Raw genomic sequence first — 13563 nt, forward strand, 5'->3', positions numbered from 1 at the left:
CGCCGTGGCGCAGGGCGGCGATGTCGCGCCAGGTTCGGGCGGCGATCCAGGCGAGGCCGAGCAGCGTCACCGGCACGGCGACGAGCCAAAGCGCCTGGATGAGCATCGGCCAGGTGTGAAACTTCGAGAGCCAATCGGCCACGACGCTGTAGGGCTGGTCCATCGTCAAACTCCCCTTGAGACAAACGACCACCAGGAGCCCTGGTGGTCGGGGAGTTGAGAAGCCGTCAGGGACGACCGCGCTGCCCTTTAGGCTTTTCGCCCTGGACATGCGACAGCGCCTCCCCGGCCATAGGCTGGGAAGGCATCGTTGCGGCGGATGCTTGCGCCGCCCTGATGGGGTTCTCACGCCCCGGAGCCGGGTGTGCCCGGCTCTACGGTCAGGCTTAGCATGAGGCGTGGGGACGGGCAAAGCGGGCCGGCGGATGCCCCTCCCGCACCGCCGGGGCCGACATCCTTGCCGGGGAGGCCCGACGGCGTGGCGGGACGGAGCCCTTCACCTCTCCCGTGGGGAGAGGCCGGACCGCAGGTCCGGGTGAGAGGGGCAAGGCTGCCGGATGAGGCGGTGTCTGGCGCGACCTCATTCCCTCCCCCTTGTGGGGAGGGCCAGGGTGGGGGTGTGAGCGATAGCCTATGAAGGTGTGGCGCCCACACCCCCACCTCCACCTCCTCCCCACAAGGGGGAGGAGAGCAGGTCGGCGCTTCCGGTGAGGCTCAAGATCCGTGGGGATCGGCGCCACCCGCGTGAGCCTTCGAACCGGCCGAAACTTGTGGGGAGGAGAGCCGGTCGGCTCCACCCCCGTCATGGCTGGGACAAACCCGGCCATTCACGCCTTCATGCAGCGTTGGGGCCTCCACGCCGTCATTCCGGGGCCGCGCAGCGGAGCCCGGAACCCATAAACACCGATGCATCCGAAGGGATGATCGGCGTCCCACCTCGTTCTGCACCGTCAGCGGCTATGGGTTTCCGGCTTCGCGCGGCCCTTCGGGTCGGGCCCGGCCTGCGGCCGTCCCGGAATGATAGGTGAATGGCGGCACGCGCCTTCATGCGCCAGGGAGACACCGCAGCATTGGCAGAAACGTTCCCACTTTGTTCTTGACACTCGCGCCAAGCTAAGCTATATCGTTCGTGTCCGGTCCACCGAGGGGCGCGCTCGCGAGGCGTCGTGATTGTGGGACCGGACACGGTCCTGCGCCGGAGGGGAACGCACCCTCCTGCGGCAGGAGGCCCAGGCACCCGCCCTGGGGCCGGAGCGGGTCGCAGGCCCGGCCGCACCAGGCGTGCGGCGTTCGCCTGCGGCCGTTCACGGACCAGCGCCGCCTGAACGCCTGAAAAGAACCGTACGCGAGGGGCCATCCGGCTCTTCCCTCTCCACCACCACCCTTCGAGCCGGTTCGCTCCTCGCGCCCCCTCGACCCAGCACGGTTCCGCGCAAAACGCCCGGAGCCCGATTACGCGTGCCCGTTCAAATCCGGCGACCGTCTCCCTCCTGCACTGGAGAGTCTCGTCGGGAACGCTATGGTTCAAGCAACCTCAAACCCGATTCGACCATGCCCGCACAAAAAGCTTCTCCCGAAACCGCCGTCGACCAGCTCACCCCCGAGGAGGCGCGTGCCGAGCATGATGCGCTGGGACGGGAAATCGCCGAGCACGATCAGCGCTACTACGAGGAGGACGCGCCGACGGTTTCGGATGCGGAATACGACGCCCTGCGCCGGCGCTATGAGGCCATCGAGGAGCGCTTTCCCGAGTTCAGATCGGCCGAGAGCCTGACGCAGAAGGTCGGCGCCAAGGCTTCGGAAAAGTTCTCCAAGGTCCGGCATCGGGTGCCGATGCTGTCGCTCGCCAACGGCTTCGCCGACGAGGATGTGGAGGAGTTCGTCGAACGCATCCGCCGCTTCCTGCAGATCAAGCCGGACACGCCGCTCTTCTTCACGGCGGAGCCCAAGATCGACGGGCTGTCCCTGAGCCTGCGCTACGAGAACGGCAGGCTCGTCACGGCGGCCACCCGCGGCGACGGCGCCGTGGGCGAGGACGTGACGGCCAATGCCCGCACGGTCGGCGACATTCCGCAGGTGCTCAAAGGCAAGGACGTTCCGGACGTCCTGGAGGTGAGGGGGGAGGTCTATCTTTCGCACGCCGATTTCGCCGCCATCAACGAGCGGCAGGCGGCGGCGGGCAAGCAGCTCTTCGCCAATCCGCGCAACGCGGCAGCGGGCAGCCTGCGCCAGCTCGACCCGGCCATCACCGCCTCGCGTCCGTTGAGGTTCTTCGCCTATGCCTGGGGCGAGGTCAGCGCCATGCCGGCGACGACCCAGTTCGGCATGATCGAGTGCTTCAAGGTCTTCGGCTTCCAGACCAATCCGCTGACGCGCCGTCTCGGCAGCGTCACCGAGATGCTGGAGCATTACCACGCCATCGAGACCGACCGGGCCAATCTCGGCTACGACATCGACGGCGTCGTCTACAAGGTGGACGATCTCTCCCTGCAGCAGCGCCTGGGCTTCGTGTCCCGCTCGCCGCGCTGGGCGCTGGCGCACAAGTTCCCGGCCCAGCAGGCCGTGACGGTGCTGGAGGACATCGAGATCAATGTGGGCCGCACGGGCTCGCTCAACCCCATCGCCAAGCTCAAGCCCGTGACGGTGGGCGGCGTCGTGGTCTCGAACGCGACCCTGCACAACGAGGACTACATCCGCGGCATCGGCGGCAACGGCGAGAAGATCCGCAACGGAATCGACATCCGCATCGGCGACACGGTGGTGGTCCTGCGGGCCGGCGACGTGATCCCCAAGGTGCTCGACGTGGTGCTCGACAAGCGACCGGCCGACGCCAAACCCTACGAGTTCCCGACCCAGTGCCCCGCCTGCGGCAGCCATGCGGTGCGCGAGGTCAATCCCCGCACCGGCAAGGAGGATGCGGTGCGCCGCTGCACCGGCGGTCTCATCTGCCCGGCGCAGGCCCGCGAGCGGCTCAAGCATTTCGTGTCGCGCAACGCCTTCGACATCGAGGGCATGGGCGAGCAGCGCATCGAGGAGTTCTATGCCGAGGGGCTGGTTCAGCGCCCGCAGGACATCTTCACCCTCCAGGCCCGCAACGAGCGCAGCCTCAAGCGGCTGGAGAACCGGGAGGGCTGGGGCGCGACCAGTGCCCGGAACCTGTTCGACGCCATCGAGGCGCGCCGCAACATCGCGCTCAACCGCTTCATCTTCGCGCTCGGCATCCCGCATGTGGGCGAAACCTCGGCCCGTCTGCTGGCGCGCCATTTCGGCACCTTCGAGGCCCTGCGCGAAACCGCGAAGGCCGCGGCCGATCCGGGCTCCGAGGCCCATGCGGACCTCACCTCCATCGGCGGCATCGGGCCGGTGGTGGCCGAGGCCATCATCGAGTTCTTCAAGGAGAAGCACAACGAGGAGATGCTCGACGCGCTTCTCGCGCAGGTCACGACGGAGCCCGTCGAGACGGTCGCCGCCGCCAATTCTCCCGTGGCGGGCAAGACCGTGGTCTTCACCGGCTCCCTCGAACAGATGACCCGGGAGGAGGCCAAGGCCATGGCCGAGCGCCTGGGCGCCAAGGTGGCGGGCTCGGTGTCGAAGAAGACCGATATCGTCGTCGCGGGGCCGGGGGCGGGCTCGAAGCTCAACAAGGCGAAGGAGTTCGACGTCCAGGTCATGGACGAGGACGGCTGGTTCGCCCTCGTCGGCCGGGGGTGAGACTCCTGTGCAAGACGGACCGCGCCTGATGTGCCATGATGCCGGCCATGACGGTGATGAAGCCTGAGGTTTCGCTCGATCCCGACCAGAGGGACGCGGGCGACGTGACGCATTTCTGGCGGGTGCCCCGGCACCACGGCCTCGATTGCCTGCGCGCGACCTTCCGCCGTCACGCCTATGCCCGCCACACCCACGACACCTATGCGGTCGCGGCCATCGTGGCGGGATGCGAGACCTTCTTCCACCGGGGCGAGCAGCATTATGCGGGTCCCGGCACCATCGCGGTCGTCTGTCCGGACGAGATCCATGACGGGGAGCCCTATGGCGGGGGCTTCGAATACCGCACCTTCTATCCCTCGCCCGAGCTGATGCACGAGATCGCCGAGGAGGTCGCGGGGCGCCCGCTCTCGCGCCCGCCCTGGTTCCGGCGCTCGGTGATGGACGATCCCGAACTCGCCTGGGCCCATGCCCAGCTCCATGCCTGCCTGTGCGTCGACGACGGCTGGACCTCCGAAATGGAGCAGGATACGCGCCTGATCGACTACCTGGCCCGCCTGATCGCCCGCTGGGCCGATCTCGACGGCCTGCCGCCCGCCCGCGGCTGCTCCAAGGGAATTGCCCGGGTGCGCGACTATCTCGACGCCCATCTCGGCGAGGAGGCGGAACTCGCGCAGCTGGCCCGGATCGCCGGATTGTCGCGCAGCCACTTCATCCGGGCTTTCCGCAACGAGACGGGTCTCACGCCCCATGCCTATCTGCTCGACCGCCGCTTCCGCGCCGCGACCCGGCTGCTCGGGCAGGGCGAGGCTCCGGGCGACGTGGCCGCCGCCTGCGGCTTCTTCGACCAGAGCCACCTCAACCGGGTCTTCAAGGCCCGCATGGGCGTGACGCCGGGGATCTACCGCGCCGTCTGAAACAGCACTTTCATCCAAGACGGCATCTCGCCGGTCCTGCATAACGCCGGAAAGCGAGCATGACCATGGACCAGGCAAATCCCTACCGGACCGATTTCGGGCGCGAGTTCCGCGCCGGCCTGCGCGACATCGCGCCGGCCGCCATCGCGGCCATTCCCATCGGCCTTCTCTTCGGCGCGGTCGCGGTCGCCAAGGGGCTGTCTCCGGCGGAGATCGCGCTGATGTCCGCCCTCGTCTTCGCGGGCGGGGCGCAGTTCGCGGCCATCGAGACCTGGGTGCATCCGGCGCCCATCGCGGCGCTGGCCTTCGCGACCTTCCTCATCAACGTGCGGCATGTGCTCATGGGCGCTTCGCTCTCGCCCAAGATACGGCTCTCGCGGGCCCAGGAGTTCTTCGCCTTCTACTTCATGACCGACGAGTCCTGGGCGCTGTCCGAACGGCGCGCCCTCGACCGTCCTGTGACCGGAGCCTATTGGGTGGCCATGGCGGCGGCTCTCTACGTGAACTGGGTCGCGTCCACGGCCGTCGGGGCCGTTCTCGGCTCCTTCCTGGGCGATCCGGCGCGGCTCGGAGCGGATTTCGCCTTCACGGCGCTCTTCATCGGCCTCATCGCGGGCTTCGGCCGCAGCCGCGTAACCCTGGTCACCGTCGCCGTCAGCGCGATCGTGGCGGCCCTGGTCCACCACTTCGTCGGCGCGCCCTGGCATGTGGCCTGCGGGGCGATGGCCGGCATCGCGGCCGCCTATCTGGCGGCTCCCGAAGGAGCACGGGCATGAGCGTGGGCACGACCACCCTTCTCGCCATCCTGGCCATGGCCGCGGTGACCTATGTCACCCGCATCGCCGGTCTCTTCGTGGCCGACCGGCTGGTGCTGACCGGCCGCGCCAAGGCGGCTTTCGACGCCATTCCTCCCGCCGTACTGGTGGCCGTCATCGCCCCGACGGCGCTCACGACCGGATGGGCCGAGGCGGCAGCGGCGGCCATCACGGCCTTCGCGGCATTCCGCCTGCCGCTGCTCGCAACCGTCGCGGTCGGCGTGGCATCGGTGGTGGTGCTGCGGACCGTGATCTGACAGGCTCAGCCGTCATTCCGGGGCGGCTCCCCCTCGTCATTCCGGGGCCGCCAAAGGCGGAGCCCGGAACCCATAAACACCATAGTCTCAGAAGAAAGCGATCAGCGTACCGCTCTATCCTGAACCGTCAGCGTTTATGGGTTCCGGGCTCTCGCTAACGCTCGCTCCGGAATGACGAAGGTTTACGCCACGGGCCGCGTCGCCTGTTCCAGCCATGCCAGCGTCTCGGCATCGAGCTCGGTTGCGAACTTCTCCCGGACCTGGGCGTGATAGTCGTTCAGCCATGCGATCTCGCCCTCGGTCATGATCGACGGCTCCACGAGGCGCAGGTCGATGGGCGAGAAGGTGAGGGTCTCGAAGCCGAACATCTCGCGGTCGCCGCCGGGGATGGTCCGCGGCTCGACCAGGATCAGGTTCTCGATGCGGATGCCGTAGGCGCCCGGCTTGTAGTAGCCCGGCTCGTTCGACAGCATCATGCCGATTTCGAGCGGGGTATGGCCGGTCTTGGCGATCCGCTGCGGGCCCTCGTGGACCGAGAGATAGCTGCCGATGCCGTGGCCGGTGCCGTGGTCGAAGTCGAGCCCGGCCTGCCACAGGGGCTGGCGGGCGAAGCTGTCGAGCTGTGCGCCCGTCGTGCCCTTGGGAAAGACCGCCTGGGCGATGGCGATATGGCCCTTCAGGACCCGGGTGAAGCGGTCCTTCATCTCGGGCGTCGGCTCGCCGACCACTATGGTGCGGGTGATGTCCGTCGTGCCATCCTCGTACTGCGCTCCGGAATCGATGAGGAAGATCTGGTTGCGCTCGATGGGGCGGTTGCTGGAGCCGGTCACCCGGTAATGGGGCAGGGCGGCATTGGGGCCGGCGCCCGAGATGCTCGGGAAGGAGACGTTCTTGAGGGCCCCCGTCTCGATGCGGAAAGCCTCCAGGGCTTCCACGGCGTCGATCTCGGTCAGCTTGCCCGTGGGGGCCTCCCGGTCGAGCCAGGCGAGGAAGCGAGCAACGGCGATCCCGTCCCGCAGATGGGCGGAGCGCGAGCCGGCGATCTCGGCCTGGTTCTTGACCGCCTTCATCAGCGAAACCGGGTCCGCGCCCACATCGACCTTGCCGCCCGCGGACTCGATGCGTCGGATCAGGGCGACCGCTCCGGTGGCGGAGTCGATGCGGACCTTCCGGCCCTCGTGCCCGAGTTCCTCCAGGGCGCCCTGGAAACCGCTGATCGGCACGAACTCGGCGAGGTCCCCGACGGCCGCGCCGGCCTCGTTGGTCATCTTGGCCGGGTCGAAGAAGAGGCTCGCGGGGCCCTCGAGAGGAATGATCGCATAGCCCAGGGGCAGGGGCGTGTGGCCCACATCCCCGCCGCGCAGGTTGAACGACCAGGCGAGATTGTGCGGGTCGGAAATCACCAGGGCGTCGACTTTCGCCTCCGCCATCTTCCGGCGGATGCGCTCGAGCTTCGAGGAGGCGTCCTCGCCCGCATAATCGCCCGGGTGGGGCCGCACCGGGGCCTGCGGCGGGGCCGGCCGGTCGACCCAGATCACGTCGACCAGATTGATGTCCACCGGGGCCAGGCTTCCGCCCGCACGGGCGACCGCCTTCTCCAGACGCTTGAGGCCGTCACTGGTGTGAAGCCAGGGATCGTAGGCCAGGACTCCCCCGGGAGGCAGGTGGGCGGCGATCCAGTCCTCCGCCGAGGTCTCCGCCATCTGGACCGGGGTGATCACCGAGGTGTCCACCTGCTCCGCGGCCTGGACCGTATAGCGCCCATCCACCACGAGGGCCGCCTCGCTCTGGAGAATCACCGCGGTGCCGGCGGAACCGGTGAAGCCCGTCAGCCAGGCGAGGCGCTCCGCGCTCTTCGGGACGTACTCGCCCTGGTGCTCGTCCGCGCGGGGCACGACGAAGCCCTCGAAGCCGCGGCGCGCCAACTCCGCGCGCAGCTTCGCGATGCGTTCGGGGCCTTGGGCGGGGGAGGTGGAATCGTCGAAGTTCTGGAAGCGGGCCATTCGGATGCAAACCAAGGTCAGAGAGGTGAGGCGCGCCACGCTAGGCCCGGGGGCGCAAGCCTGCAACTGTCCTGCTTCACATCGGCTGCTCCGCTATGCACGTCGTGCCTCAGCACTATGCAGTCGCTGCCTGAAAGATGGCGGGATGGCCCCATGCGCTGCACGGGATGCATGGCTTTTATGCTTAAATGCCTCTCCTAAAAAAGGTCAGAAGCACTTACCTTATTGGTAACGATAAAACGAGGAACGCTGAAGGTCATCAAGCCAGATTTTTTGGAGATGAACCCATGGCCACAGCCGCTTTTGCCCCCACTGTTCCGGTTGGCACCGGCAACGTGTCGTCGAACTTTTCCGGCCTCGCCAAGCGCATCGTGAATGCCCTCGTCGCAAGCCGGGTCAGGGCCGCCGAGTTGGAACTGCGCCGTCACGAGGCCTTCATTCGCGACCTCGGCCGCAGACAGGACCATTCGCCCTTGTTCCTGGCCCAGGACGACGACCTTCTGCCTTTCAAGATCTAACGTATCTAACCTGAGGAATTTGCTATGATCATCGTCACCCTGATGAAGGCCATCCGCGACGTGTACGTGGAAGCCGTCGAACTCCGCCGGATGCTCGCCAAGCGCTATCCGCGCGTCCTGATGGACTGATCAGGACATGGATTCCCGGCGGGGCCGCGGATGTGCGCCGCCCCGCTTCAGCACCAGCGCCACCCACCCTTCCAGGTCGTAGCGGCGCTGCAGGCGCCATCCCTGGGCGGCATAGGCCGAGAGCACGCCTGGGACGTCCTTGATCAGAAGGCCCGACAGGATCAGGGCCCCGTCGTCCGTCGCGACACGCGTTATGGACGGCGCCAGGATGCGCAGGGGCTTCGCCAGAATGTTGGCGAAGACCAGATCGAAATGCCCGGGCCTGTCGGCCATCGCGTTGCGGACGCCAGGGCCCACATAGAGCTTCATCCAGGCGTCGATCCCGTTCAGCCGCGCGTTCTCGCGGGCCACGCGCACCGCCTCCGGGTCGATATCGCCGGCCACGACCGGGCGCTTCAGCGTCTTGGCGGCTGCGAAGGCCAGGATTCCCGTTCCCGTCCCCACATCCAGAACATGGCGCGGCTGGCGCAGCTTGAGCTCGTCCACGAAGGCGAGGAGACAGCCTTTCGTCGTGCCGTGATGGCCGGTGCCGAAGGCGAGCGCCGCCTCGATCTCGATGGCGACGTCGTTCGGCCGCCGCTGCTCGCGGTCATGGGAGCCATGGACGAGGATCCGGCCCGCCCGGACCGGATTCAGCCCTTCCAGGGACGCCTTCACCCAATCCTGCTGTTCCAGGGGAACGAAGACACCTTTGTCGGCCTCGGACCCGACGACGGGGCGTAGAAGGTCGCGGATCGCGCCCTCGTCCGGCTCCATGGCGAAATAGGCCTCCAGCAGCCAGGGGCCGTCCTCCTCCGTCTCGAAGGCCGCCACCGCGGTCTCGGCCGGATCGAAGATCTCGCCGATCAGCTCGGTCATGGCGCGGGCGGAGCGTTCGTCGGTGGTGATCCGAAAAACGTGGGTCGGGCGATTGGGGTGCAGTCCTTCAAGCATGGATTTCGCTTAGCACCGGTCGCGCCGGAGGTCACGCCCGCTTTGGGTCAGGCGGCGGAAGTCGCGAGCTGCAGCTGCAGGCCGGCGATGACCGCACGGTTCCGGCCGGCGGCTTTTGCCGAATAGAGGGCGGTATCGGCGCGCTCGATCACGTCCTGCACGTCCCGGTCGCCGTCCTGGGAGATCGCGCCGCCCACGCTCACCGTGACGGAGATCGCGTGCTCGTGGTGGCGGATCGATGCGGCCTCCACGGCCCGGCGGATTTTCTGTGCGACCGTCATGATGCCGCCGCGCCCGATATCCCGGACCAGGATGACGAATTCCTCGCCTCCGAACCGGGCCACCTTGTCGGTGGGGCGCAGGGCGGCGGTGAGCGTCGCTCCGATGACCTTGATGACCTCGTCGCCGGCCACATGCCCGTAGGTGTCGTTGACCAGCTTGAAGAGGTCGATGTCCACCAGCAGAACGGCAAAGCCCCGGCCCGAGCGCGTGAACTGATCGAACGCGTCTTCGGCCAGGAGGTCGAAGCCGCGGCGGTTGAGCAGGCCCGACAAGGCGTCCGTCTCCGCAAGGTGGCGAAGGTCGGTGAGGTCCTTCTCGTGGCGGGAGGAGACCTCCGAGATCCGCTTCTCCGCGCTTCCGACGCGGCGAAGGAGGGAACGCAGCGCGGCCGAGAGGCGGATGACCTCTGCCGAGCCGCCGATGCGAGGCAGCACCAGGGTATCGGGGTCTCGGCCGATCCTGTCCGCGGCGGACGTGATGATCTGCAGCGGGCGCGCCACGCCGCGGGCAATGAAGTGAGCGAAGACCAGCCCCGCGAGCGCCAGCGCGAGCCCGAGCCCGAGAATCGTCCATGCGATGCTTCTCGCGGCGGCGAAAGCCACGTCGTCCGGCTGGCGCGAGACCACGATCCAGCCAAGTCCCGGATAGCTCCGATGCCCGGATGCGACCGCGAAGCCCGTCAGGATCGGTTCCGGGCCCGTTTCGTCCTCGAAGGCCCCCGTGCGCTCCCGGCGCATGGCCTGGATCCGCTCCGCAGAAAAGGGCTTGTCGCCGATCTCGGGCCCGAGCAGAACCGTTCCGTCCTCGGCCAGCACCCAAAGAGCGTCGTTGCCGGTCCGGCCCGGCTGCGCCAGGAGGGCGCGGCGCCTCGCGTCGGCCCAGCTCCAGCTCAGATGAGCGCCCAGCACCCCGATCACGGTCCCGTCACGGTCCCGGACCGGAGCCGCGACGTCGACGAACCGGAAGGGCTCGTTGTTGGGACCCGGACCGAGCAGGCCGGCCAGGAGCTTGGCCTCGTGCACGTCCCCGACCGCGGGGGCCTTCAGGCCGTCCTGGAACCAGGGTCTCGCCTGAACGGACTGCCCTTCCAGCATGCCCCGCGTGGCGGCCCTGACGGTGCCGTCGGGCGTGGCGTAGCCGATCCATGCGTAGTCGGGAAACGAGGATTGGAGCTGGTTGAGGACCTGGCGGATCCTGGCCGGGTCTCCGGTCCAGATGTCCTGCAGGGGCTGCATCTGCGCGACGTTCTGCGCCTCCCGGAAGCGTTCGAACATGTCACGATCCAACATGGCCGCCATGGTGGCGGCGGTGTCGGCGGCATCGGCCATCACAAGCTGCTTGGTTCGCATGTGGGCGATGAAGGCGGCCCCGGCGGCGGCGGAGCAGACGAGCACGAGGCAGAGGACGCCGACCAGAATCGTGATCTGCCGGCGCAGCGACAGATGCTCCATTCTCTTCATGACGATGCGCCCCTGTGCGAAGCCGTCCCGGCGGCCTCTTTATTCCTGTCGTTCGGATTCCGACTTTGCCTTGGAAACGTCAACAGATGCCCCACCATCCGGTGCGGGAATCTCCCCGAGTGCTTAATGCCGGACGTTGTAGCCATCGCGATCCGGAACCGTCCGGAGGAGGCCCCGTTGTGAATTCATCCGACCTGAACCGCCTGCTTTTTGCTGCAGGCGGTCATCTCATGGGGAATCCACATGTCTGGCCGTCTCTTCGACAAAGTCGCCATCGTTACCGGAGCCGGGACCGGCATCGGTGAAGCCATCGCGCTGAAATTCGCCAAGGAGGGCGCGCGCCTCCTTCTGGTGGGCCTGCCCGACGATCCGGTGGAGGACGTGGCGCGCCTCATCAACGGCGCCGGCGGCTATGCGGAAGTGTATCTGGGCGACATCGCCGAGGAGCGTCATGCCGAAGCGGCCGTCGAGGCCTGCCTCAGCGCCTATGGGCGGATCGACATCCTCGTCAACAATGCCGGCGTGTTCCTGGCGGTGGCCGAGACCCAGGACTACCCTATCGACAAGTTCGACGAGACCCTGCGCTCCAACGTGCGCTCGGTCTTCCTCATGACCAAGTTCGCCCTGCCTCATCTCCAGAAGACCTACGGCAACATCGTCGCCACCGGCTCCGAGGCCGGGATGATCGGTCATCCGAAGAACGCGCCCTATGGCGGCACCAAGGCCTTCATCCACTCCTTCATCCAGGGCATCGCCGGCGAACAGGCGGCCCACGGCGTGCGCGCCAACTGCGTGTGCCCGGGACCCATCGATACGGCCTGGACCCACAAGTCCACGGGCCCGATGGATACGGAGCTCGCAACCATGATCACGCAGGCGACGCCCATGGGCCGGCGCGGCACGCCGGAAGAGGTCGCCAATGTCTTCTGCTTCCTGGCATCGGACGAGGCGAGCTTCATCACCGGCGCGCTGTACGAGGTGGATGGCGGCATCACCATCTCCAAGGGGCCGATGGGCGCGAAGGCCTCCTCGCACTTCAAGAAGCAGCCGCAGGGCACGCTCCCGACGCGTCACTCGCATGACGGCTTGAAGAACAAGGACTACGAGACGATTACCTGAGCCCTGCCGCCCGACACGGAGCTCGACGCCGGTACGATCAGGCCGGCGTCACCTCGGCGGCCCCCTTCAGCACCTTCAGGCGCTCGGGCTCCTTCGCCTTGTACTCGCGCTGCAGGTCCGTGATGTAGTCGCGCACGATGGGCGCGGCATCGCGTCTGCGCGCGAGCTGCATGTGGAACACGAGCTGACTGCCGGTGAGGAACATGGATTCCGCGCTGATCAGGTAGAACTCGAACATGCGGCAGAAGCGCTCGTCGTACATCTGCGCGATCTTCTCGCGGTTCGCCTCGAAGCGCCGATGCCAGTGGTTCAGCGTCTTGGCATAGTGCAGACGAAGGAATTCGAGATCGGTCACCCAGAGCTGCGCCTGTTCGACGACGGGAAACACCTCCGACAGGGCAGGGGAATAGGCGCCCGGGAAGATGTACTTGCGCAGCCACGGACTCGCGGTTCCGGGCGGGCTCATCTTGCCGATGGAGTGCAGGACCATGAGGCCGTCGTCGTCGAGGAGCGCGTTGATCTTGGCGAAGAACTCGCCGTAATGGTGCACGCCCACATGCTCGAACATGCCGACCGAGACGATGCGGTCGAAGCGGCTCTCCACATGGCGATAATCCTGCAGCTCGAACCGTACCCGGTGCGAGAGACCGGCGCGCCGCGCCTTTTCGTTGGCGAGCGCATGCTGTTCCTTCGAAAGGGTCACGCCGGTGACGTCGACATCCTCCATCGCCGCGAGATAGAGCGCGAGATCGCCCCAGCCGCTGCCGATGTCGAGGATCTTCAGGCCCGGCTTGAGCTGCAGCTTGGAGGCAATGAGCCGGAGCTTGTTCTGCTGCGCCTCTTCGAGCGTGTCGTCGTCGCTCTGGAAGTAGGCGCAGGAATACTGCATCCCCTTGTCGAGGAAGAGCTTGTAGAAGTCGTTCCCGAGATCGTAGTGGTGCGCCACGTTCTTCTGCGCCTTGCCGACCGGGTTCGCCTGCTGAAAGCGCTTCACCCCGCGCGAGATCCGCTTGAGCACGTTCTGGAGCGGATAGTTTGCCAGCGACGAACGGTTGACCGAGAACAGCATCAGGAAGTCCCGAAGCGTCGAGCCGTCCTCGAAGGTCATGCGGCCGTCCATGTAGGCCTCGCCCGCATGGAGCTCAGGATTGAGGAAGAGCTTGCGATAGAGCGAACGGTCCGTCAGGCGCATGGTGACCTTCGGGCCCGGAGCGCCTTCGAAGAGATGCACCCCGCCATCGGCATCGATGACTTTCAGCGTACCGGTCCGCACGAAGGATCTCAGCATGTGGGACAGGGGGAACATGAGTACCTCTTCCGATCTCGTCGACGAAGCAGGATCGTTCCACAGTTGCGGGCGGGTGGCTAGAGCCGTTTGCGTCCCTGCAAGAGTGATTTTGCCTGCTTGTGCGGCTGCCCCTC

10 protein-coding genes are annotated in these 13563 nt (G+C 67.1%); 6 read left to right on the forward strand and 4 right to left on the reverse strand.

All coding sequences use genetic code 11. The features are described 5' to 3' along the window. Positions 1–1551: 1551 nt before the first annotated feature. From ligA to ACFOYU_RS09720, 4 genes are read left to right on the forward strand one after another with little or no spacing between them, the layout of a single operon-like run. Positions 1552–3711, forward strand: a complete 2160-nt coding sequence (gene ligA / locus ACFOYU_RS09705; protein WP_377033350.1) for an NAD-dependent DNA ligase LigA — start codon at positions 1552–1554, stop codon at positions 3709–3711. A gap of 47 nt (positions 3712–3758) precedes the next feature. Then, the gene (locus tag ACFOYU_RS09710) at positions 3759–4625 is read left to right on the forward strand and encodes an AraC family transcriptional regulator (RefSeq protein ID WP_226742168.1); all 867 of its coding nucleotides are present in this window, start codon (positions 3759–3761) and stop codon (positions 4623–4625) included. Positions 4626–4684: 59 nt separating this feature from the next. Then, positions 4685–5401 carry an AzlC family ABC transporter permease gene (locus ACFOYU_RS09715; RefSeq protein ID WP_377033351.1) on the forward strand — a complete coding sequence of 239 codons (717 nt, stop codon included), beginning with the start codon at positions 4685–4687 and terminating at the stop codon, positions 5399–5401. Beyond that, on the forward strand, positions 5398–5697 hold the full coding sequence (locus tag ACFOYU_RS09720; protein ID WP_377033352.1) for an AzlD family protein: 300 nt from the start codon (positions 5398–5400) through the stop codon (positions 5695–5697). Before ACFOYU_RS09715 ends, ACFOYU_RS09720 begins: the two co-directional genes overlap by 4 nt. A 182-nt stretch (positions 5698–5879) precedes the next feature. On the opposite strand, the gene ACFOYU_RS09725 is transcribed toward ACFOYU_RS09720, so the two are convergent. Then, positions 5880–7700 (reverse strand): aminopeptidase P family protein, encoded by a 1821-nt coding sequence (locus tag ACFOYU_RS09725; protein WP_377033353.1) that lies wholly within the window; start codon positions 7698–7700, stop codon positions 5880–5882. Positions 7701–7987: 287 nt separating this feature from the next. Here ACFOYU_RS09725 and ACFOYU_RS09730 point away from each other — a divergent pair, with 287 nt between their 5' ends. Then, positions 7988–8218 (forward strand): hypothetical protein, encoded by a 231-nt coding sequence (locus tag ACFOYU_RS09730; protein WP_226742171.1) that lies wholly within the window; start codon positions 7988–7990, stop codon positions 8216–8218. Positions 8219–8347: 129 nt separating this feature from the next. Here ACFOYU_RS09730 and ACFOYU_RS09735 read toward each other — a convergent pair whose 3' ends face one another. Beyond that, positions 8348–9280: a 50S ribosomal protein L11 methyltransferase gene (locus ACFOYU_RS09735; RefSeq protein ID WP_377033354.1), complete on the reverse strand. Its 933-nt coding sequence runs from the start codon at positions 9278–9280 to the stop codon at positions 8348–8350. A 47-nt stretch (positions 9281–9327) separates the two neighbouring features. Then, on the reverse strand, positions 9328–11022 hold the full coding sequence (locus ACFOYU_RS09740; RefSeq protein WP_377033355.1) for a diguanylate cyclase: 1695 nt from the start codon (positions 11020–11022) through the stop codon (positions 9328–9330). Positions 11023–11265: 243 nt separating this feature from the next. On the opposite strand from ACFOYU_RS09740, the gene ACFOYU_RS09745 reads away from it, so the two are divergent. Further along, entirely contained in the window at positions 11266–12141 is an 876-nt protein-coding gene (locus ACFOYU_RS09745) for an SDR family NAD(P)-dependent oxidoreductase (protein ID WP_226742174.1), read from the forward strand. Between the two features lie 37 nt (positions 12142–12178). Here ACFOYU_RS09745 and ACFOYU_RS09750 read toward each other — a convergent pair whose 3' ends face one another. Further along, positions 12179–13447, reverse strand: a complete 1269-nt coding sequence (locus tag ACFOYU_RS09750; RefSeq protein ID WP_226742175.1) for a cyclopropane-fatty-acyl-phospholipid synthase family protein — start codon at positions 13445–13447, stop codon at positions 12179–12181. Positions 13448–13563 lie beyond the last annotated feature (116 nt).

Source organism: Microvirga sp. GCM10011540, from assembly GCF_042650665.1.
GTDB lineage: Bacteria > Pseudomonadota > Alphaproteobacteria > Rhizobiales > Beijerinckiaceae > Microvirga > Microvirga lenta.

Bases quoted from the DNA above. Each gene is read 5' to 3' on its own strand.
- ACFOYU_RS09745 (WP_226742174.1), top strand. From the start codon at position 11,266: ATGTCTGGCCGTCTCTTCGACAAAGTCGCCATCGTTACCGGAGCCGGG.
- ACFOYU_RS09735 (WP_377033354.1), bottom strand. From the start codon at position 9,280: ATGCTTGAAGGACTGCACCCCAATCGCCCGACCCACGTTTTTCGGATC.
- ACFOYU_RS09730 (WP_226742171.1), top strand. From the start codon at position 7,988: ATGGCCACAGCCGCTTTTGCCCCCACTGTTCCGGTTGGCACCGGCAAC.
- ACFOYU_RS09720 (WP_377033352.1), top strand. From the start codon at position 5,398: ATGAGCGTGGGCACGACCACCCTTCTCGCCATCCTGGCCATGGCCGCG.
- ACFOYU_RS09710 (WP_226742168.1), top strand. From the start codon at position 3,759: ATGACGGTGATGAAGCCTGAGGTTTCGCTCGATCCCGACCAGAGGGAC.
- ACFOYU_RS09750 (WP_226742175.1), bottom strand. From the start codon at position 13,447: ATGTTCCCCCTGTCCCACATGCTGAGATCCTTCGTGCGGACCGGTACG.
- ligA (WP_377033350.1), top strand. From the start codon at position 1,552: ATGCCCGCACAAAAAGCTTCTCCCGAAACCGCCGTCGACCAGCTCACC.
- ACFOYU_RS09715 (WP_377033351.1), top strand. From the start codon at position 4,685: ATGACCATGGACCAGGCAAATCCCTACCGGACCGATTTCGGGCGCGAG.
- ACFOYU_RS09725 (WP_377033353.1), bottom strand. From the start codon at position 7,700: ATGGCCCGCTTCCAGAACTTCGACGATTCCACCTCCCCCGCCCAAGGC.
- ACFOYU_RS09740 (WP_377033355.1), bottom strand. From the start codon at position 11,022: ATGAAGAGAATGGAGCATCTGTCGCTGCGCCGGCAGATCACGATTCTG.